This is a genomic window from Dankookia rubra (assembly GCF_004355005.1).
GTDB classification, from domain to species: domain Bacteria; phylum Pseudomonadota; class Alphaproteobacteria; order Acetobacterales; family Acetobacteraceae; genus Paracraurococcus; species Paracraurococcus ruber_A.
Window position 1 is genome coordinate 13,661 of sequence record NZ_SMSJ01000003.1, and the last position, 19,455, is coordinate 33,115.

Annotated in this window: 17 protein-coding genes and 3 tRNA genes; 17 read left to right on the plus strand and 3 right to left on the minus strand. The window is 70.7% G+C overall.

Translation table 11 applies throughout. The features are described from left to right. Positions 1-30 precede the first annotated feature (30 nt). Positions 31-666, plus strand: a complete 636-nt coding sequence (locus E2C06_RS03210; RefSeq protein ID WP_133287144.1) for a hypothetical protein — start codon at positions 31-33, stop codon at positions 664-666. Positions 667-810: 144 nt separating this feature from the next. Here the strand turns inward: E2C06_RS03210 and parA are convergent, their stop codons facing one another. Together parA and E2C06_RS03220 are read right to left on the minus strand one after the other, a co-directional pair. After that, complete coding sequence (gene parA / locus E2C06_RS03215) at positions 811-1,452, minus strand: ParA family partition ATPase (protein ID WP_133287145.1); 642 nt, start codon at positions 1,450-1,452, stop codon at positions 811-813. Positions 1,453-1,524: 72 nt separating this feature from the next. After that, entirely contained in the window at positions 1,525-1,848 is a 324-nt protein-coding gene (locus E2C06_RS03220) for a hypothetical protein (RefSeq protein WP_133287146.1), read from the minus strand. A gap of 393 nt (positions 1,849-2,241) precedes the next feature. Here E2C06_RS03220 and E2C06_RS03225 point away from each other — a divergent pair, with 393 nt between their 5' ends. Both E2C06_RS03225 and E2C06_RS03230 read left to right on the plus strand, forming a co-directional pair. Further along, a complete protein-coding gene (locus E2C06_RS03225) occupies positions 2,242-3,678 on the plus strand; it encodes an NAD(P)H-hydrate dehydratase (RefSeq protein WP_241671093.1) in 1,437 nt (478 codons plus the stop codon). Positions 3,679-3,740: 62 nt separating this feature from the next. Continuing rightward, complete coding sequence (locus tag E2C06_RS03230; RefSeq protein ID WP_133287147.1) at positions 3,741-5,192, plus strand: malonyl-CoA decarboxylase; 1,452 nt, start codon at positions 3,741-3,743, stop codon at positions 5,190-5,192. Here the strand turns inward: E2C06_RS03230 and E2C06_RS03235 are convergent. Beyond that, the gene (locus E2C06_RS03235) at positions 5,167-5,772 is read right to left on the minus strand and encodes a TetR/AcrR family transcriptional regulator (protein ID WP_133287148.1); all 606 of its coding nucleotides are present in this window, start codon (positions 5,770-5,772) and stop codon (positions 5,167-5,169) included. The two genes, E2C06_RS03230 and E2C06_RS03235, sit on opposite strands and share 26 nt — an antisense overlap. A 126-nt stretch (positions 5,773-5,898) precedes the next feature. Here E2C06_RS03235 and E2C06_RS03240 point away from each other — a divergent pair, with 126 nt between their 5' ends. The 14 genes from E2C06_RS03240 (at position 5,899) to E2C06_RS03305 (ending at position 19,455) form a co-directional block, all read left to right on the plus strand. Then, positions 5,899-8,298 carry a 1-deoxy-D-xylulose-5-phosphate synthase N-terminal domain-containing protein gene (locus tag E2C06_RS03240; RefSeq protein ID WP_133287149.1) on the plus strand — a complete coding sequence of 800 codons (2,400 nt, stop codon included), beginning with the start codon at positions 5,899-5,901 and terminating at the stop codon, positions 8,296-8,298. Positions 8,299-8,411: 113 nt separating this feature from the next. After that, positions 8,412-8,496: transfer RNA gene (locus E2C06_RS03245), tRNA-Leu, on the plus strand. Positions 8,497-8,588: 92 nt separating this feature from the next. Continuing rightward, complete coding sequence (tig, locus tag E2C06_RS03250) at positions 8,589-9,938, plus strand: trigger factor (RefSeq protein WP_133287349.1); 1,350 nt, start codon at positions 8,589-8,591, stop codon at positions 9,936-9,938. A 194-nt stretch (positions 9,939-10,132) separates the two neighbouring features. Beyond that, a complete protein-coding gene (clpP, locus tag E2C06_RS03255) occupies positions 10,133-10,780 on the plus strand; it encodes an ATP-dependent Clp endopeptidase proteolytic subunit ClpP (RefSeq protein ID WP_133287150.1) in 648 nt (215 codons plus the stop codon). A 241-nt stretch (positions 10,781-11,021) separates the two neighbouring features. Next, positions 11,022-12,278: an ATP-dependent Clp protease ATP-binding subunit ClpX gene (clpX, locus tag E2C06_RS03260; RefSeq protein ID WP_133287151.1), complete on the plus strand. Its 1,257-nt coding sequence runs from the start codon at positions 11,022-11,024 to the stop codon at positions 12,276-12,278. 151 nt (positions 12,279-12,429) lie between these two features. Next, entirely contained in the window at positions 12,430-14,844 is a 2,415-nt protein-coding gene (gene lon, locus E2C06_RS03265; RefSeq protein WP_133287152.1) for an endopeptidase La, read from the plus strand. Positions 14,845-15,054: 210 nt separating this feature from the next. Next, positions 15,055-15,327 carry an HU family DNA-binding protein gene (locus E2C06_RS03270; RefSeq protein ID WP_133287153.1) on the plus strand — a complete coding sequence of 91 codons (273 nt, stop codon included), beginning with the start codon at positions 15,055-15,057 and terminating at the stop codon, positions 15,325-15,327. 92 nt (positions 15,328-15,419) lie between these two features. After that, positions 15,420-15,491 (plus strand) — tRNA-Val (locus E2C06_RS03275). A 105-nt stretch (positions 15,492-15,596) separates the two neighbouring features. Beyond that, positions 15,597-15,673: transfer RNA gene (locus E2C06_RS03280), tRNA-Asp, on the plus strand. 236 nt (positions 15,674-15,909) lie between these two features. Further along, entirely contained in the window at positions 15,910-16,278 is a 369-nt protein-coding gene (locus E2C06_RS03285; protein WP_133287154.1) for an NADH-quinone oxidoreductase subunit A, read from the plus strand. Between the two features lie 31 nt (positions 16,279-16,309). After that, positions 16,310-16,894 (plus strand): NuoB/complex I 20 kDa subunit family protein, encoded by a 585-nt coding sequence (locus tag E2C06_RS03290; protein WP_133287155.1) that lies wholly within the window; start codon positions 16,310-16,312, stop codon positions 16,892-16,894. Beyond that, positions 16,887-17,549 carry an NADH-quinone oxidoreductase subunit C gene (locus E2C06_RS03295; RefSeq protein WP_370451404.1) on the plus strand — a complete coding sequence of 221 codons (663 nt, stop codon included), beginning with the start codon at positions 16,887-16,889 and terminating at the stop codon, positions 17,547-17,549. The genes E2C06_RS03290 and E2C06_RS03295 overlap by 8 nt, the downstream gene beginning before the upstream one ends. Beyond that, positions 17,546-18,826, plus strand: a complete 1,281-nt coding sequence (locus tag E2C06_RS03300; RefSeq protein ID WP_241671094.1) for an NADH-quinone oxidoreductase subunit D — start codon at positions 17,546-17,548, stop codon at positions 18,824-18,826. The genes E2C06_RS03295 and E2C06_RS03300 overlap by 4 nt, the downstream gene beginning before the upstream one ends. Continuing rightward, positions 18,823-19,455, plus strand: coding sequence for a complex I 24 kDa subunit family protein (locus E2C06_RS03305; protein WP_133287157.1), 633 nt, complete (start codon positions 18,823-18,825; stop codon positions 19,453-19,455). Before E2C06_RS03300 ends, E2C06_RS03305 begins: the two co-directional genes overlap by 4 nt.

A 19,455-nucleotide genomic window follows, 5' to 3' on the forward strand; every position in this document is an offset into this window, starting at 1 on the left:
GGCCGGCGCCTTCGATGTCCGGGAAACCGGATGGGGACCGGTGCCGCGGATGTCAGGCTTCCGCGTCCCGTCGCGGCAGACTTCGACGCCTGCGACCAGCGCCCGGGCCGCAGGCCAGGTCACCCGCCAGCCGACACCAGCCGGGGAAAGGCGAGGCCGCGGCGCTTCCTGCACGAGGGCACGCCCTGGCGCAGCCCGGCCGCGACCGCTGACCAGGCGGGCGGCCCGACCCTGCGCCGCTGCCTGGAACGCTGGGCCGCGGCGCGCCTGCTCGCGCAGGTGCACGCCTTGCCGGCCGGCATGCCGCGCGGCCGCCCCGACCTGATCCCCGGTGGCCGTGCCGTCGGCGCCGAGCGCGGCGGCGGTGACCTCAGCGGCCCGGACCCGCCGGATCGAGCCAGGCAGGCACCAGGTACCATGCCGCGGCGGGCGGCGATGGCCTGCCGGCCGCCTTTCTCCGCCACCGCGACCAAGGGCAAGGACGCGCTGGCCTCCGCGCGGCCGCGCCCCGCCGCTTTCGCGGTCATCGCCCGCATCCGCATGGTGTTCGCCGGCAAGGGCCGCCACGGCGGGCGCACCCGCGGCCCCTGCCGCCGGGTCGGCGCCGATCCCCGGATCCATCGGCGCGGTCGGCCACGTGGCGCTGGGCTCCGCAAGCGGCGCTGAACGGTCGGGGGCGGCACTGCTCGGCTGTCGGAAACCAAGCGCCGCGCTGCGACCGCCTGGGCTGCGTCCTGCGGTCGCCGCTCCGGGCCGCCGGCATGGCCCTGCTCCAAGGCCGCCGCGCATGCGGGGTCCGAGAACCGCCGCTCAGGTCCTGCGGCGGGCGAGGGCGATGATCTCGGCGGCCACCGCGCGCATCTCCGCCGCGGCCAGGCCCTTCGGCGCCGATTCCGTCACCGCCAGACCATCCAGGAAGGCGCTGGCGAATTGCACCCGGTTGCCGATCGCCTGGTCGAGCACGGCCACGCCCTGCTTCGCCAGCGCTGCCAGGACGGCGGCCTTCAGCTTGCCCTGGGCCGGCGCCCGGTTCAGCACCGCGGCGACCCGGCGCTTCTCCTCCTTGGCCAGCTTCAGCGTCGCCTCGCAGGCCCAGAGGTCGGCCGGCGAGGGTTGCAGCGGCATCAGCACCAGGTCGGCGGTGCGGATGGCGAGCTTTGCCTCGGTCTCGGCATGCGGCGGGGTGTCGAGGATGACGTAGTCATGCCCCGGCCGCAGCCGGTCGAGCGTCGCCGGCACCCGCCAGCCGGCGGCGGCGTCGAAATCCAGCCCGCCCGCCTTCGGCCCGCGCTTCACCCGCTCGGCATGCCAGCGGCCGAGCGAGGCCTGCGGGTCGATGTCGAGCAAGGCGACCCTGTGCCCCAGCGCGGCCAGCGCGGCGGCGAGGTTGGCAGCAACCGTCGATTTCCCGGCCCCGCCCTTCTGCTGCGCCACCGCCACCACGAAGGCCATGCCTGCCACTCCGATCCCGCAGTGCACAACCTAGCCCGGAAGCGGCGCAGCGGATACCGCCGGACGGCGGCCTCAGCCCCCGGCGGGGGCGCGCGACGGCTCGCCGGACGGCGCGGTCGGCGTGGCGGAAGTCGGCGGGTTGCCGGGGGGCGCCACATCGCGCGTGCCGGACGGCACCGGGTTCATCGCCGCCGGCGGCGAGGTGGAATTCGCCGCGGCAGGCTCGACCGGGCCGCCCGCGGCGCTGGCGGCGGCCCCGGCGGCCTCGCGCGCCGCGGCCGTGGTGGCAGGCGGCGGCGGGGTGGGCGGATCGGCGGTCCAGCGATGCACGACAAGCGCGATCAGGATCGCGACCAGCAGCGGCGGCAGGACGGTTGCGAAGGAAAGGCGTGGCATGGCGGTTCCCCGGGTCGGGCAGGCCGGGGCGGGGGCCGCAGGCCGCCACCCCGGGCGCTCCCGGCGGAAGCGCAGCGGGCCGCGTCGGGTTCGCCGCGGGCCGCCGCCGTTACCCGGTGCCAACGAAGGCGCCTCGCGCCGCGGCGGCGCGGAAAGGCGGCTTTGGCCGCGGCGGCGCGGAAAGGCGGCGCCGGGGCCGCTGCCGGGCAGGGGAGAGCCCGGCGCGGCCCTGACGCTTCGCGCCGGCGGACGGCCGGCGAAGGCGCCGCGCCCTGCCGCGCCTCCAATCGGCCGAGGCGGGCCCCCGGGCATCCTGCCGGCCAGGCCCGATCCGGCCGCGGCGCGGTGCCGCCCGGCGGCGCCAGGCGGTATACTCGGCGCGGAGGGCCCGCCATGCCGACGACGCCACGCCTGGAATTGCTGACGCCCGAGGAGATGGGCCGGGCCGATGCCGCGGCGATCGCCGCCGGCACCCCGGGCCCGGTGCTGATGGCCGCCGCCGGGCGGGCGGTGGCGCGGGTGGCGCTGCGGCGCTTCCGCCCGGTGCGCTGCCTGGTGCTGGCCGGCCCCGGCAACAACGGCGGCGACGGCTATGTCGCGGCCCGGCTGCTGGAGCAGGCGGGCTGGCCGGTCTCGGTCGCCGCGCTGGCGCCGCCCCGGCCGGGCAGCGACGCGGCTGCGGCGGCGGCGGCCTGGCGCGGGCCGATGCTGCCCTTCCATCCGGCCGAGGCGGCGCGGGCCGGCCTCGTCATCGATGCGGTCTTCGGCGCCGGGCTGGCGCGCGACCTGGACGGGCCGGTCGCCGGGACGCTCCGCGCCGCGCGGGCGCCGGTCCTGGCGGTCGACGTCCCCTCCGGCCTCGACGGCGCGACGGGACAGGTGCGCGGCTTCGCGCCGCGGGCGGCGGTGACCGTGACCTTTTTCCGCCTCAAGCCCGGCCACCTGCTGCTGCCGGGGCGGGAGCTCTGCGGCGAGCTGGTGCTGGCCGATATCGGCCTGCCCGCGGGCGTGCTGGCGGCGGTCAGGCCGCGCGCTTGGCGCAACGCGCCGGGGCTCTGGCGCCCGCCGGAATGGGGCGCCGGGGCGCACAAGTACAGCCGCGGCCACCTGACCATCCTTGCCGGCGGGGAGATGACCGGCGCGGCCCGGCTCGCCGCCGGCGCGGCGCACCGGGTCGGGGCGGGGCTGGTGACGCTGCTCGCGCCCGATGCCGCCGCCGCGGCGCTCTACCGCGCCGGCGACCCGGGGACCATCGTCTCCGCCGCGGGCCTCGAGGCCCTGCTGGCCGACGAGCGCCGCCGCGCTTGGCTGATCGGCCCTGGCCTGCCGGGCGACGCGGCGACGCGGGCGGCGCTGCGCCGGCTGGTCGGGGCCGGGCGGCAGGTGGTCGCCGATGCCGGGGCGCTGACCGCCTGCGCCGGCGCGCCGCAGGCACTCGCGGGCTGCGCCGTGCTGACGCCGCATGCCGGGGAATTCGCCCGGGTCTTCGGCCCGGTGGGCCAGGACAAGCTGGCCGCCGCCCGCGCCGCCGCGGCGGCGACCGGCGCGGTGGTGCTGCTGAAGGGCGCGGACACCGTTATCGCCGCGCCCGACGGCCGCGCCGCGGTCAATGCCAATGCCCCGCCGAGCCTGGCGACCGGCGGCACCGGCGACGTGCTGGCCGGCAGCATCGCGGCGCTGCTCGCGCAGGGCATGGAGCCCTTCGCCGCGGCCGGCTGCGGCGCCTGGATCCAGGGCGAGGCGGCGCGCGCGCATGGCCCCGGCCTGGTGGCCGAGGACCTCATCACGCTCCTGCCAAATGCCATGGAATTGGCTCGCCTCAACCTCTGAGCGTGCTGATAATCTCGGCGGGTTTCACCATGTTTCCGGTGCCGCCCCGGAGAGACCGAAGCATGTCCGACCTCGCCCTCGAATCCGGCCTGCTCGACCGCGCGCTCAGGCGCGTCACCAGCCTCTGGCGCGACATGGCGGAACGCGTGGTGGGCGGCGAGGCGGAGACGGTCGCCGAGCAGATGCGTGCCTGCCTCGATGGCCGCGGCGGCGAGGTCTCGGCGCGCAACCGGGCGGCCAAGCTGGCCCAGGCCTATCTCGGGCTCGATGCGGCGGGGCGGGTCGACTTCCTGCGCACCCTCGCCGGCTTCGACTGCGACGAGGCGGCCATGGACTTCGCCATCGACCGCGCCCGCAAGGCGACCGACCCGGCCGAGCGCGCGGCGGCCAAGACCCGGCTGCGGCGGGCGCTGGAGCCGCCGCGGCTGCGGCTGCTGGCGCAGTTCACCGCGATCCCGGACGGCATGAAATTCCTGATCGACCTGCGCGCCGAGCTGCTGCAGGCAATGGGCGGCGACGCGCTGCTGCAGGCGCTCGAGACGGACCTGAAGGGCCTGCTGGCGAGCTGGTTCGACGTCGGCTTCCTCGAGCTCCGGCGGATCGACTGGAACTCCCCCGCCGCGCTGCTGGAGAAGCTGGTGCGCTACGAGGCGGTGCACCGCATCCGCACCTGGCGCGACCTGAAGAACCGGCTCGACAGCGACCGCCGCTGCTACGCCTTCTTCCACCCGCGCATGCCGGAGGAGCCGCTGATCTTCGTCGAGGTGGCGCTGGTCAAGGGCATGTCGGACAGCGTGCAGCGCCTGCTGGACGAGAAGGCGCCGGTGCTCGATGCGGCGGCCGCGGACACGGCGATCTTCTACTCGATCAACAACTGCCAGCGCGGGCTGGACGGGATCAGCTTCGGCAATTTCCTGATCAAGCGCGTGGTCGCGCTGCTGCAGGAGGAGCTGAGGAACGTCCGCGCCTTCGCCACGCTCTCGCCGATCCCGGGCTTCGGCCGCTGGCTGACGGCGCAGCTGGCGGATGGCGACCCGGCGCTGATCGAGGAGGAGGCGGCGGCGGTGCTGCGGCAGCATGCGCCGGGGAACCTCGCCTTGCCGGCGCCGGCCAGCCCGGGCGCATCCACGGCGCCGATCCTGGTGGAGACGCCGGTGCAGACCCTGACGCGCGTGCTGGCCCGGCGCGGCTGGCAGCGGGAGGAGGCGCTGGCCCGCGCGCTCGAGCCCGTGCTGCTGCGCGCTTGCGCCCGCTACCTGCTGAACGAGGGGGCCAAGGGCAATGCGCGGCGCGCGCGCGACCCGGTGGCGCATTTCCACCTCTCGAACGGGGCGCGGGTCGAGCGGCTGAACTGGAAGGCCGATGTTAGCGAGAAGGGGCTGAAGGAGAGCTTCGGGCTGATGGTCAACTACCTCTACGACCCCGCGCGGATCGAGGAGAACCACGAGGCCTATGTCGGCGAGGGCCGGCGGCCGGCGTCCGGCGCGCTCAGGAAGCTGGGGCGGGCGGGGTAGGGGGCGCCTCGGCGGCGAAGCCGCGCAGCAGCCGCCCGACCCCGGTATTGATCAGCCGCCCGGCTGGCAGCGGCAGCTGCCCGGCCCGCTCCAGGCTGGCCAGCCCGTGGCTGAGCGCCCAGATCTGCAGCGCGATCTCCCCCGCCGCCGCGCCGCCGACCCCGAGTGCCGCCAGCGCGTCGCCCAGCGGCGACCGGCCGGGCTGCGGCGGCTCGGGTGGGGCGGAGCCCGGCCGGAAGAGCGCGAGATAGAGCCCCGGCTCCTCCCGCGCGAAGGCCAGGTAGGCATGGCCGATCCGCAGGAAGGCCTCGCCCGGCCCCGGCTTTCCCTCGTCCCAGGCGGCGGCCAGCCGCTCGTTGAGCAAGGCCCCGCCGCGTTGCGCCAGCGCGTCCAGCAGCGCCGCCCTGTCGGCGAAGTGCTTGTAGGGGGCGGAGGCCGAGACGCCGCAGGCGCGCGCCGCATCCAGCAAGGAGAAGCCTTCCGGCCCGCGCTCGGCGACCAGTGCCGCCGCGGCGTCCAGCAGCGCCTGGTGGAGGTTTCCGTGGTGGTAGGCGCGGCGGCCATTCTCGGGCTGTGACATGCGCCCGGGGATACCACGGCCGGGCAAGCCGCCCTATCTTCCCCCGGTCGCAGCAGCAGCAGAAGAAGAACGGCCGGCAGCCGCCCCGCGTGCGAGGGGGCGCCCCGGTCCGGGAGGAAGACCGGAATGACCGTCCAGGGCCGCATCGCCCCCGCCGCCGAACCGCCCCTCGCGCCCGAGCAGGCGGACCGCCTGCCGCTGCTGCATGCCATGGAGCGCAAGCTGCTCTGGCTTTCGGCCTGGATGATCCACCACGCCAACCATGTCCGGCCGAACCGCGACGGGCTGAAGGTCGGCGGCCACCAGGCCTCCTGCGCCTCGGTCGTCTCGATCATGACGGCGCTGTACTTCGAGATCCTGCGGCCGCAAGACCGCCTCGCGGTCAAGCCGCATGCCGGGCCGGTCTTCCACGCCGTGAACTGGCTGTTCGGCCGGCAGAGCCGCGAGAAGCTCGAGACGCTCCGGCAGTTCGGCGGCATCCAGCCCTATCCCTCCCGGGTGAAGGACGGGGCGGAGGTTGATTTCTCCACGGGGTCCGTCGGCCTCGGGGTCGCGCTGACCAGCTTCGGCGCGCTGGTCGAGGACTACGTCCGGCTGCACGGGCTCGGCCGCGCCGACATCCCCGCCGGCCGCCACATCGCCATCGTCGGCGATGCCGAGCTCGACGAGGGCAACATCTACGAGGCCCTGCTGGAGGGCTGGAAGCACGATGTCCGCAATGTCTGGTGGATCATCGACTACAACCGCCAGAGCCTCGACAGCGTGGTGCAGGACCGGCTCTTCGGCCGGATCGAGGGCCTGTTCCGCGACATGGGCTGGAACGTCGTCACCCTGAAATACGGCCGCAAGCTGGAAGCCGCCTTCGCCCGGGAGGGCGGCGAGGAGCTGCGTCGCTGGATCGACGACTGCCCGAACAGCCTCTACTCCGCGCTGACCTTCCAGGGCGGCGCCGCCTGGCGCGCGGCACTGCTGGCCGAGCTCGGCCGCAGCCCCGGGGTGCGCGCCATCATCGACCCGCTGTCCGACGAGGAGCTCGGCGGGCTGATGACCAATCTCGGCGGCCATGACGTGGCGACGCTGCTGGAGGCCTTCCGCGCCCAGGACGCCGCCGGCGACCAGCCGACCTGCTTCATCGCCTATACCGTCAAGGGCATGGGCCTGCCCTTCGCCGGGCACAAGGACAACCATGCCGGGCTGATGACCCGGGAGCAGATGGCCGGCTTCAAGGCGGAGATGCGGATCCGCGACGGCCATGAATGGGACCGCTTCGAGGGGCTCGACCTGCCCGAGGCCGAGCTGCAGGCCTTCCTCGGCCGCGTGCCCTTCGCCACCCCGGTCGCCCCGGAGGGCCGCCGGCTGAAGGCGGCGACGGTTGCGGTGCCGCAGGAGAGCTTCCCCCGGCCGAAGGTGGCGCCGGGGCGGAAGTTCTCCACCCAGCAGGCCTTCGGCGAGGTGCTGGCCGAGCTCGGCCGCGGCCAGGGGGAGGCGGCGGCGATCGCGAAGCGCATCGTGACCACCAGCCCGGACGTCACGGTCTCGACCAATCTCGGCCCCTGGGTGAACCGCCGCGGGGTCTTTGACCGCCACCTGAAGAACGACGTCTTCCGCGACGCCAAGCTGGCCTCGGCGCAGCGCTGGGGCATGAGCCCGGAGGGCCAGCACATCGAGCTCGGCATCGCCGAGCAGAACCTCTTCCTGCTGTTGTCGGCGCTCGGCCTGGCGCACGATCTCTACGGCGCGCGGCTGCTGCCGATCGGGACGGTCTACGATCCCTTTGTCAACCGCGGCCTCGATGCGCTGATCTATGCCTGCTACCAGGATGCGCGCTTCATGCTGGTCAGCACGCCGTCCGGCCTGACCCTGGCCCCCGAGGGCGGCCAGCACCAGTCAATCAACACGCCGCTGCTGGGGATGGCGCAGGACCGGCTCGCCAGCTTCGAGCCGGCCTATGCCGACGAACTGGCGATCCTGATGCGCTGGGGCTTCGAGCACATGCAGAAGCCGGACGGCAGCGCGGTCTGGCTGCGGCTCTCGACCCGCGGGCTGGAGCAGCCGCAGCGGAGCCTCGACCCCGCGGCGGTGGTTGCCGGCGGGCACTGGATGGTCCCGCCGGCGCCGGGCGCGCGGATCGCCATCGCCTATCAGGGGCCGGTGGCGCCGGAGGCCCTGGCCGCCTTCGAGGAGCTGCGGGCGGAGGAGCCGGGGGCGGGGCTGCTGGCGATCACCTCGCCCGACCGGCTGCACGCGGACTGGCTGGCGGCGCGGCGGAAGGCGCGGTCGGGCTTCGGCGCGCCCTCCTGGGTCGAGGAGCTGCTGGCGCCGCTGGCGCCCGGCGCGGCGATCGTCTCGGTCGTGGACGGCCACCCGGCGGCGCATGCCTGGCTGGGCGCGGTGCGCGGCCAGCGGGTGGTGCCGCTCGGCGTCGACCGGTTCGGCCAGTCGGGGGACATCCCGGACCTCTACCGGGAGTACGGGCTGGACGTGGATGCGATCCTCGACGCCTGCGCCCAGGCCTTGCTGGGGTAACGCCGTCCCGGGGCGGGTCCGGGCCACGGGGCCGGGGTCCGGCGCCCGGCCCTCCTTTCAAACCTGCGGGCGCTGCGCTACACGCCCCGATCTTGACCGCAGGGCCTGGCCGCGCGGGCGTGGTGGAACTGGCAGACACGCTGGATTTAGGTTCCAGTGGCGCAAGCCGTGGGGGTTCAAATCCCTCCGCCCGCACCAGCCCGCTGACGGTAGGACCGATGCGCCGATCGGCGGCCCGGGCGATGTCCGCGGCCCCATCGGCTGAACTTCTTGGGATGGGCGTTACGACGATGCAGGTGACCGAGGTCGCGAACGACGGGCTGAAGCGGGCCTATACGGTGGTGGTGCCCGCCGGCGACATCGCCGCCGAGCGCAGCAAGCGGCTGGCCGAGCTGGGCCGCGACCTCCGGCTCCCCGGATTCCGCCCCGGCAAGGTGCCGGCCAAGGTGGTCGAGCAGCGCTACGGCCAGGCGGTGATGAGCGAGGTGCTCGAGCAGTCGGTCAACAAGGCGGCCGACCAGGTCGTCACCGACCGCGGCCTGCGCCCGGCGCTGCAGCCGAAGATCGAGCTGGTGAACTTCGCCCCCGAGGCCGACCTGGAGTTCAAGGTCGAGCTGGAGATCCTGCCGGAGATCCCGATGCCGGACTTCGCCGGGATCGCGGTCGAGCGGCTGAAGGCCGAGCCCTCGGACGAGCAGGTGGGCAAGGCGCTGGAGACGATCGCCTCCCGCAACCGCAAGCTCGAGGACGTCACCGAAGTGAAGCCCGCCGAGAAGGGCGACATCCTGGTCTGCGACTTCGTCGGCCGGATCGATCCCGCCGAGGGCGAGACGGGCGAGGGCGAGGCCTTCCCGGGCGGCACCGCCACCGACATGCCGATCGAGGTCGACGGTCCCGGCTTCATCCCCGGCTTCACCGAGCAGCTGGTCGGCATGCAGCCCGGCGACGAGCGGCTGGTGAAGGTGACCTTCCCCGAGAACTACGGCTCCGCCGCGCTCGCCGGCAAGGCGGCGACCTTCACCGTCACCGCCAAGGGCATGAAGCGCTCGGTCGTGCCGCCGGTCGACGAGGAGATGGCGAAGTCGATCGGCTTCGACACGCTGGACGCCCTGAAGGAGGCCGTCCGCGGCAGCCTGCAGCAGGAATACGACAACCTGGCCCGGCTGAAGGTGAAGCGGTCGCTGCTGGACGCGCTGGCCGCCCGCGCGGAGTTCCCGGTGCCCGAGGGCATGATCGAGGCCGAGTTCGCCCAGATCTGGCAGCGGGTCGAGCAGGACCTGAAGGCCGGCAACCTCGATGCCGACGACAAGGGCAAGGACGAGGAAACCCTGAAGACCGAGTACCGCGGCATCTCCGAGCGGCGGATCCGGCTCGGCCTGCTGCTGTCCGAGATCGGCCGGACCAACAACATCACCGTGACCGGTGACGAATTGGCAAGGGCGATGCGTCAGGAAGCTGGGCGGTACCCGGGGCAGGAACAGCAGGTGATGGAATTCTTCCGCAAGAATCCGCAGGCGGCGGAGAACCTCCGCAGCCCGATCTTCGAGGAGAAGGTGGTGGATTTCATGCTGGAACTGGCCAAGGTGACCGACCGGCAGGTCGCGCCGGAGGAACTGACCGCCTCGGCCGAGGCGGCCTGAGTCGATTCCCCGGGAACCTTCCGGGGCGAGGCGACAACCCCGCCATCTGGCGGGGACTTCCGGCGACCCCGGGCTTGCCCCACATTGGTGGACGCGGACCCGGACCGGCGGGCGGCATGGCTGCCCGGCACCGCGGCCGGGCCGCGCCGCCCACCGGACAGGTCCGCCGGGCCGAACGAGTGAAAGGTTGCACCATGCGGGACCGTGATCCGGTCGAGGTCTACAACAACACCCTCGTGCCGATGGTCGTCGAGCAGACGGCGCGGGGCGAGCGGTCCTACGACATCTATTCGCGCCTGCTGAAGGAGCGGATCATCTTCCTGACGGGGCCGGTCTTCGACCAGGTCTCCTCGCTGATCTGCGCCCAGCTGCTGTTCCTGGAAAGCGAGAATCCCAACAAGGACATCGCCTTCTACATCAATAGCCCGGGCGGCGTGGTCTCGGCCGGTTTGGCGATGTACGACACCATGCAGTACATCCGCTCGCCGGTCAGCACGGTCTGCATCGGCCAGGCGGCCTCCATGGGCTCGCTGCTGCTGACCGCCGGCGCCAAGGGCAAGCGCTTCGCCCTGCCGAACGCCCGGGTCATGGTCCACCAGCCCTCCGGCGGTGCCCAGGGTCAGGCGACCGACATCGAAATCCAGGCGCGCGAGATCCTCAAGCTGCGGCAGCGGCTGAACGAGATCTACGTGAAGCATACCGGCCAGCCGATCGCCGCGATCGAGGCCAAGCTCGAGCGCGACAGCTACATGTCGGCCGAGGAGGCCCGCGACTTCGGCCTGGTCGACGAGGTGGTGCTGGAACGTCCGATGGCCCCCGGCGCGGAAGTTCCGAAGTCCTGACGATCCGGGTGCCCGGCCCGGCCCGACCGTGTTCACGGCGGCATCCTGACGGGATGTTGCCGCACCGGTTGGTGTTCGGCCGGCCCCTTGCCGACCGTTGTGCTTCCCCCCTGATGACAGGGGGGCTACAATCCCAATCCAGGCCCCCTCTCGATTTCGAGGGGAGGGGTCCGGGTGGTCCGCTCCTTCCCACGGGAGAAGGCGCCGACGGCCCTGGCCGGCCCATCCAGGCGGAGTGCCCATGAGCAAGTCCGGCGACTCGAAGAACACCCTTTATTGCTCGTTCTGCGGGAAGTCGCAGCACGAGGTCCGGAAGCTCATCGCCGGGCCCACCGTGTTCATCTGCGACGAATGCGTCGAGCTGTGCATGGATATCATCCGCGAGGAGCACAAGACGCACCTCGTGAAGTCGCGCGACGGGGTGCCGACGCCGAAGGAGATCTGCAAGGTCCTCGATGACTACGTCATCGGCCAGGACCATGCGAAGAAGGTCCTCTCGGTCGCGGTGCACAACCACTACAAGCGCCTGGCGCACGGCGCGAAGAACAACGACGTCGAGATCGCCAAGTCGAACATCCTGCTGCTGGGCCCGACCGGGTCGGGCAAGACGCTGCTGGCGCAGACGCTCGCCCGCATCCTCGACGTGCCCTTCACCATGGCCGATGCGACGACGCTGACCGAGGCCGGCTATGTCGGCGAGGATGTCGAGAACATCATCCTCAAGCTGCTGCAGTCGGCCGACTACAACGTCGAGCGGGCGCAGCGCGGCATCGTCTACATCGACGAGGTCGACAAGATCAGCCGCAAGTCCGACAACCCCAGCATCACGCGGGATGTCTCGGGCGAGGGCGTGCAGCAGGCCCTGCTGAAGATCATGGAAGGCACCGTCGCCTCCGTGCCGCCGCAGGGCGGGCGCAAGCACCCGCAGCAGGAATTCCTGCAGGTCGACACCTCGAACATCCTCTTCATCTGCGGCGGCGCCTTTGCCGGCCTCGAGCGCATCATCGGTGCCCGCGGCAAGGGCTCGGGCATCGGCTTCGGCGCCGAGGTCCGCTCGCCGGACGAGCGCCGCGCCGGTGCGGTGCTGCGCGAGGTGGAGCCGGAGGACCTGCTGAAGTTCGGGCTGATCCCCGAGTTCATCGGCCGCCTGCCGGTCGTCGCCACGCTCGAGGACCTCGACGAGAAGGCGCTGATCGAGATCCTGACCAAACCGAAGAATGCCCTGGTGAAGCAGTACCAGCGTCTCTTCGAGATGGAGGGGACCAAGCTCACCTTCACCGAGGATGCGCTGCGCTCGGTCGCCACCCGTGCCATCCAGCGCAAGACCGGCGCGCGCGGCCTGCGCTCGATCATGGAGCAGATCCTGCTCTCCACCATGTTCGACCTGCCCGGCCTCGACGACGTGGACGAGGTGGTGGTGAACCGCGAGGTGGCCGAGAGCCGGGCCAGCCCGCTCTTCATCTATGGTGAGCGCGCGGCGGAGCAGAGCTCCGCCTGATCGCCGCGGCGCGGCCGTTGCGGGCCGCGCCGATGTCAAGGGGTTGTGAGGCAAAAGCCCGACCCCCATCTATTTTGCAATCCCGTGACGCCACGGGTCATGCCGCTTTTCGGGTGCCCCAGGCGTCGACTGTCCTTCAGCGAGGTCCATCATGGCGGACAAGCCCGAAACCACCCGGGGCGAGTTGCTCCCCGTCCTGCCGCTCCGCGATATCGTCGTCTTCCCGCACATGATCGTGCCGCTGTTCGTGGGCCGGGAGAAATCCGTCCGCGCGCTGGAAGCGGTGATGCGCGACGACAAGCAGATCCTGCTGGTTGCCCAGAAGAATGCCGCGCAGGACGATCCCGGCGCCGAAGACCTCTATGACGTCGGCACCGTCTCCACCGTGCTGCAGCTGCTGAAGTTGCCGGACGGCACCGTGAAGGTGCTGGTCGAGGGTGGCCGCCGCGCGAGGATTGCCGGCTTCAAGGAGACGCAGAGCCACTTCGAGGCCTATGCCTCGACCCTTGAGGAGCCGGAAGGCACCGCGCCGGAGGCGGAGGCGCTGGCCCGCACCGTGGTCGGCCAGTTCGAGCAGTACATCAAGCTGAACAAGAAGATCGCGCCGGAGGTGCTGGTCTCGATCAACCAGATCGACGACCCGAACAAGCTGGCCGATACCGTCGCGGCCCATCTCTCGCTCAAGATCCCCGAGAAGCAGGAGCTGCTGGAGACGGCCGGCACCGCCGCGCGGCTCGAGCGCGTCTTCGCCCATATGGAGAGCGAGATCGGCGTCCTGCAGGTCGAGAAGCGCATCCGCAACCGCGTCAAGCGGCAGATGGAGAAGACCCAGCGCGAGTACTACCTGAACGAGCAGCTCAAGGCGATCCAGAAGGAGCTCGGGGAGGGCGAGGACGGCAAGGACGAGGCCGCCGAGCTGGAGGCCAAGATCAAGGCCACCAAGCTGTCGAAGGAAGCCCGCGAGAAGGCCATGGCCGAGCTGAAGAAGCTCCGCACCATGTCGCCGATGAGCGCCGAATCGACGGTTGTGCGCAACTACCTCGACTGGATGCTGAGCATCCCCTGGAAGAAGCGCAGCAAGGTCCGCAACGACATCGTCGAGGCGGAGAAGGTGCTCGACGCCGACCACTTCGGCCTGGAGAAGGTGAAGGAGCGGATCATCGAGTACCTGGCGGTGCAGTCCCGCTCGCCGAAGATCCGCGGCCCGATCCTCTGCCTCGTCGGCCCGCCCGGCGTCGGCAAGACCTCGCTCGGCAAGTCGATCGCCAAGGCGACGGGGCGCAACTTCGTCCGCATGTCGCTCGGCGGCGTGCGGGACGAGGCCGAAGTGCGCGGCCACCGGCGGACCTATATCGGCTCCATGCCCGGCAAGGTCATCCAGGGCATGAAGAAGGCGAAGACCTCCAACCCTCTCTTCCTGCTCGACGAGATCGACAAGCTCGGCGCCGACTGGCGTGGCGACCCGTCCTCGGCGCTGCTCGAGGTGCTGGACCCGGAGCAGAACGCGACCTTCGCCGACCACTACCTGGAGGTCGACTACGACCTGTCGGACGTGATGTTCGTCACCACGGCGAACTCGCTGCGGATGCCGCAGCCGCTGCTGGACCGCATGGAGATCATCCGCATCCCCGGCTACACTGAGGATGAGAAGGTGGAGATCGCCAAGCGCCACCTGATCGCGAAGCAATCCGAGGCGAACGGGCTGAAGGACGGCGAGTGGTCGGTGACCGAGGACGCGCTGCGCGACTTGGTCCGCTACTACACGCGCGAGGCCGGGGTCCGGAACCTCGAGCGTGAGATCGGCGGGCTGGCGCGGAAGGCGGTGCGCGAGATCGTCGCCAAGAAGTCGAAGAAGGTGACGATCACCCCGAAGAACCTCGACAAATTCGCCGGGGTGCGGAAGTTCCGCTACGGCGAGGCCGAGGCGGAGGACATGGTCGGCGTGGTCACCGGCCTTGCCTGGACCGAGGTGGGCGGCGAGATCCTGACGATCGAGTCGATCACCGTGCCCGGCAAGGGCAAGGTGCAGACGACCGGCAAGCTCGGCGACGTCATGCAGGAGAGCGTCTCGGCGGCGATGTCCTATGTCCGCAGCCGCGCCACGAGCTTCGGCCTGAAGCCGACGCTGTTCGACCGGCGCGACATCCACGTGCACGTGCCGGAAGGCGCGACGCCGAAGGATGGTCCCTCGGCCGGCATCGCCATGGCGACCAGCATCGTCTCCGTCCTCACCGGCATCCCGGTGCGGCGCGACGTGGCGATGACTGGCGAGATCACGCTGCGCGGCCGCGTGCTGCCGATCGGCGGCCTGAAGGAGAAGCTGCTGGCGGCGCTGCGGAGCGGCACCACCACGGTCTTCATCCCCAAGGACAATGAGAAGGATCTCGCGGAGATCCCGGACAACGTGAAGAAGGGGCTGAGCATCTTCCCCGTCTCGCATGTGGACGAGGTCATCGCCGCGGCGCTGGTCCGCAAGCCCGAGGCGATCACCTGGGAAGAGCCGCCCGAGTCGCCGACGCCGCGTGCGGCGGATGGCGATGCGGCGAAACCGGCCCTGCCGCACTAACATCCTTCGGTTGTGGATCGGGCGGGCCCTTGGGCCCGCCCGATTTGTCTTCGCGGCGCCACAAACTCCTGGAAAGGCCCGGTTATCCGCCGTTTTTCCGAGTCGAATGATTGACGCCCTGAAATCGCCCCTCCTACAGTCGTCACGAGTTTCCGGCTCGGGTTTCTCCCGGTGCGGTCGTGGATTTCCCAGGGAAGGGGGGGCTTACGCATGAACAAACAGGACCTGATCTCGATCGTCGCCGAAGCCGGTGACCTGCCGAAGGCGAAGGCGGGCGACGTGCTCGACGCGGTGTTCGAGGCGATTACCACCTCGCTCAAGAAGAAGGCCGACGTGCGGCTGGTCGGCTTCGGCACCTTCTCGACCTCGAAGCGCAAGGCCGGCAAGGGCCGCAATCCGCGCACCGGCGAGGAGATCAAGATCCCCGCCACCACGACCGTCCGCTTCAAGGCCGGCAAGGGCCTGAAGGACGCGGTGAACTGATTTTGCCGGCGGCGAAGGGGGACCAGGGACGGGGCCGGCGGCAGCGCCGGCCCTTTCTTTTTGCGCCGGGATCTGGGCATGCTCCGGCCTGCGGGCGCTTAGCTCAGCGGTAGAGCGCTTCGTTTACACCGAAGATGCCGGGGGTTCGAATCCCTCAGCGCCCATTCACCCCCGCTCCGTCCACAGCGAAGTTGCAGACCGCGATGGTTCGTTCGCGGCACCCCGTTGACACTCCCGGGCCGGCGGCATAAACCCCCGCCACGTCGCAAGCGGGTGTAGCTCAGTTGGTTAGAGCGCCGGCCTGTCACGCCGGAGGTCGCGGGTTCGAGCCCCGTCACTCGCGCCACGCGACGAAACGCCAAGGCGTCATCCCGCAGGGGATGGCGCCTTGGCCGTATTCTGGACCCTTTTCGTTCCGGGCAAAAATCCCCACCTGGAACTTGAGAAAGGCGCCCTGCCCTCTATGCGAAAAGCGCGGGTCGTGGCTAATGTCCGGCCGCGCTGCGCTGCGGCATCTGCCGGAGCAGGGCACGCCGCGGCCCCGCCATGACGGTCGCGGCGCCACCAAGGGGCGGAGCAAAGATGACCCAACCGCTACTGGGCGAGTACTTCCCGATCCTGGTCTTCCTGGTGATCGCCGGGGGCATCGCCGCCGCGATGGTCGGTGGCAGCCTGCTGGTCGCCCGCCAGAAGCCCAACCCAGAAAAGTTGTCGGCTTATGAATGCGGCTTCGAGCCTTTCGACGACACGCGCAGGCGCTTCGATGTCCGCTTCTACCTGGTGGCGATCCTGTTCATCATCTTCGACCTCGAGGTCGCATTTCTCTTTCCCTGGGCTGTCTCGCTCGGCCAGATCGGTTGGTTCGGCTTCCTTTCGATGGTGGCCTTCCTCGGCGTGCTGACGGTCGGGTTCGTCTACGAATGGCGCAAGGGCGCCCTGGACTGGGAGTGACGGCGCGAGCCGCCCCCGACCGGAGAGCATCATGAGCGGAAACACCGAAAGCGTCGTGCCGACGGGCACGCTGGACACAGTGGCCTGGAACCGTGAGCACCTGGCGCCCGGCGCGGCGCAGGACGCGGTGGTGAAAGGCATCACCGGCGAGATCGAGGAGAAGGGCTTCGTCGTCGCCAACCTCGACAAGGTGGTGAACTGGGCCCGCACCGGCAGCCTCTGGCCGATGACCTTCGGGCTCGCATGCTGCGCGGTGCCGATGATCCACGCCTACATGGCGCGCTACGACCTCGACCGCTTCGGCGTGATCCCGCGCGGGTCGCCGCGGCAGTCGGACGTGATGATCGTCGCCGGCACGCTGACCAACAAGATGGCCCCCGCACTGCGCAAGGTCTACGACCAGATGTCGGAGCCGCGCTGGGTCATCAGCATGGGCAGCTGCGCCAATGGCGGCGGCTACTACCACTATTCCTACAGCGTGGTACGCGGCTGCGACCGAATCGTGCCGGTGGATGTCTATGTCCCGGGCTGCCCGCCGACGGCTGAAGGCCTCGTCTACGGCATCCTGCAGCTGCAGAAGAAGATCCGGCGGACGGGGACCATCCTGCGTGGCTGATACGATCGACAAGGGCGCGGCGCTGCTGGCGCTGGGCGAGGCCGCGCGCGCGGCGCTGCCGCAGGGGTGCGTCGAGGCCGTGGAGGTCGAGCGCGGCGCCGAGCTGGTGCTGCGGGTGCGACGCGACGGGCTGCTGGAGGCGATGACGCTGCTGCGCGACGGCGAGGGCTTCGCTTTCGAACAGCTGATGGATCTTTGCGGCACCGACTGGCCGGAACGGCCTGAGAGATTCGACGTCGTCTACAACCTGCTCAGCCTGTCGCTGAACCAGCGTGTCCGCGTGGTGGTCGGCACCGATGCGGCGACGCCGGTGCCGAGCGTCGCCGCGATCTGGCCGGTGGCGACCTGGTACGAGCGCGAGGCCTGGGACATGTACGGGATCGTCTTCGAGGGGCAGACCGACCTGCGTCGGCTGCTGACCGACTACGGTTTCGAGGGGCATCCGCTGCGGAAGGACTTCCCGCTGACCGGCTATGTCGAGGTCCGCTACGACGAGGAGCGGAAGCAGGTCGTCTACGAGCCCGTCAAGCTCACGCAGGACTTCCGCAACTTCGACTTCCTCAGCCCTTGGGAGGCCATGACCACGCTTCCGGGGGACGAGAAGGTCCATCTCAACCGCATCGAAGGGCCCAAGGCCAAGGGGGGCGAAGCATGAGCGGCAGTTCCGCCATGGCGTCCGAGGCGGGGCCGCTGGCCGCCGCCGCGGATCCGCAGGGGCTCGCCTCGGCGACCGGCACCGAGCAGGCGACGCGCACTGTCGAGGTCGACAGCCACACCATCAATTTCGGCCCGCAGCACCCGGCGGCGCACGGCGTGCTCCGCCTCATCCTCGAGATGAAGGGCGAGATGGTCGAGCGCGCCGACCCGCATATCGGCCTGCTGCACCGTGGCACCGAGAAGCTGATCGAGTACAAGACCTATCTCCAGGCCATGCCCTACATGGATCGGCTCGACTACGTGTCGCCGATGTGCATGGAGCACAGCTACGTCCTGGCGGTGGAGAAGCTGCTGCGGATCGAGGACCAGGTGCCGGAGCGCGCCCGCGTCATCCGCACCATGTTCGCGGAACTCACCCGCATCCTGAACCACCTGCTGAATGTCACGACCTACGCGCTCGATTGCGGCGCGATCACCCCGGCGCTCTGGGGCTTCGAGCAGCGCGAGCACCTGCTCGAGTTCTACGAGGCGGCGGGCGGCAGCCACTACCACGTCAACTACTTCCGCGCCGGCGGCGTGGCGAAGGACATCCCGCGCTCGCTCGAGGACCGCATCGGCAATTGGTGCAAGCAGTTCCCGAAATTCCTCCGCGATCTCGAAGGGCTGCTGACCGAGAACCGGATCTTCAAGCAGCGCACGGTCGATATCGGCGTGATGACGGCTGAGCAGGCAATGGAGTGGGGCTTCTCCGGTCCCTGCATCCGCGCCTCCGGCCTGCCCTGGGACCTGCGCAAGTCGCAGCCCTACGAAATCTATGCCGACCTCGACTTCGACATCCCCGTGGGCCGGCACGGCGACTGCTACGACCGCTACCTCGTCCGCATCCAGGAGATGACGCAGTCGCTGCGGATGGTGGAGCAATGCCTGGCGCGGCTGAAGCCGGGCCCGACCAAGATCCTCGACAACAAGATCACGCCGCCGAAGCGCGGCGAGATGAAGCGGTCGATGGAATCGCTGATCCACCACTTCAAGCTCTACACCGAGGGCTACCACGTGCCGGAAGGCGCCACTTACACGGTGACCGAGGCGCCGAAGGGCGAGTTCGGCGTCTACATGGTGGCCGACGGCACCAACCGCCCCTATCGCTGCAAGATCCGCGCGCCCGGGTACGCGCACCTGCAGGCGATGGAGGTGCTGTCCAAGGGCCATATGCTGGCCGATGCCGTGGCGATCATCGGCTCGCTCGACATCGTCTTCGGGGAGATCGACCGGTGACCACGCCTGACACCACGATTCCCTTCACCCAGCCAGACAGCTTCAGCTTCGACGCCGAGAGCAACGCGGCGATCGAGACCATCGTGAAGCGCTACCCTGCGGGCAAGCAGGCCAGCGCGGTGATCCCGCTGCTCTATGTGGTGCAGCGGCAGATGAAGCGGCAGACCGGCAGCGCCTGGGTGCCGAACAAGGGCATGGACGCGGTGGCCGAGCGGCTCGGCATGGCGCCGATCCGGGTCTACGAGGTCGCCACCTTCTACTTCATGTTCAACATGAAGCCGATCGGGAAGTACCACCTGCAGGTCTGCGGCACGACGCCTTGCTGGCTGCGCGGCTCGGACGAGGTGACGCGCGCCTGCAAGGATGCCGGTCATGTCGCCGGCTTCGGCCAGACCAGCGCCGACGGGATGTTCACCATGACCGAGGTCGAGTGCCTCGGCGGCTGCGTCAACGCGCCGATCCTCTGCGTCGACGACGACTACTACGAGGACATGGACTACGAGAGCACGGTGAAGCTGATCGAGGCGCTGCGGCGCGGCGAACAGCCGGCACCGGGTTCGGTCATCGGGCGCCAGACCAGCGCGCCGGTGGGCGGGCCGCTGACTTTGACCGACGTGCCGGGGGAGTAA

What these genes read in the sequence shown, in the direction of transcription:
- E2C06_RS03210 (WP_133287144.1), top strand. Translation starts at nt 31, where the DNA reads ATGGGGACCGGTGCCGCGGATGTCAGGCTTCCGCGTCCCGTCGCGGCA.
- parA (WP_133287145.1), bottom strand. Translation starts at nt 1,452, where the DNA reads ATGGCCTTCGTGGTGGCGGTGGCGCAGCAGAAGGGCGGGGCCGGGAAA.
- E2C06_RS03220 (WP_133287146.1), bottom strand. Translation starts at nt 1,848, where the DNA reads ATGCCACGCCTTTCCTTCGCAACCGTCCTGCCGCCGCTGCTGGTCGCG.
- E2C06_RS03225 (WP_241671093.1), top strand. Translation starts at nt 2,242, where the DNA reads ATGCCGACGACGCCACGCCTGGAATTGCTGACGCCCGAGGAGATGGGC.
- E2C06_RS03230 (WP_133287147.1), top strand. Translation starts at nt 3,741, where the DNA reads ATGTCCGACCTCGCCCTCGAATCCGGCCTGCTCGACCGCGCGCTCAGG.
- E2C06_RS03235 (WP_133287148.1), bottom strand. Translation starts at nt 5,772, where the DNA reads ATGTCACAGCCCGAGAATGGCCGCCGCGCCTACCACCACGGAAACCTC.
- E2C06_RS03240 (WP_133287149.1), top strand. Translation starts at nt 5,899, where the DNA reads ATGACCGTCCAGGGCCGCATCGCCCCCGCCGCCGAACCGCCCCTCGCG.
- tig (WP_133287349.1), top strand. Translation starts at nt 8,589, where the DNA reads ATGCAGGTGACCGAGGTCGCGAACGACGGGCTGAAGCGGGCCTATACG.
- clpP (WP_133287150.1), top strand. Translation starts at nt 10,133, where the DNA reads ATGCGGGACCGTGATCCGGTCGAGGTCTACAACAACACCCTCGTGCCG.
- clpX (WP_133287151.1), top strand. Translation starts at nt 11,022, where the DNA reads ATGAGCAAGTCCGGCGACTCGAAGAACACCCTTTATTGCTCGTTCTGC.
- lon (WP_133287152.1), top strand. Translation starts at nt 12,430, where the DNA reads ATGGCGGACAAGCCCGAAACCACCCGGGGCGAGTTGCTCCCCGTCCTG.
- E2C06_RS03270 (WP_133287153.1), top strand. Translation starts at nt 15,055, where the DNA reads ATGAACAAACAGGACCTGATCTCGATCGTCGCCGAAGCCGGTGACCTG.
- E2C06_RS03285 (WP_133287154.1), top strand. Translation starts at nt 15,910, where the DNA reads ATGACCCAACCGCTACTGGGCGAGTACTTCCCGATCCTGGTCTTCCTG.
- E2C06_RS03290 (WP_133287155.1), top strand. Translation starts at nt 16,310, where the DNA reads ATGAGCGGAAACACCGAAAGCGTCGTGCCGACGGGCACGCTGGACACA.
- E2C06_RS03300 (WP_241671094.1), top strand. Translation starts at nt 17,546, where the DNA reads ATGAGCGGCAGTTCCGCCATGGCGTCCGAGGCGGGGCCGCTGGCCGCC.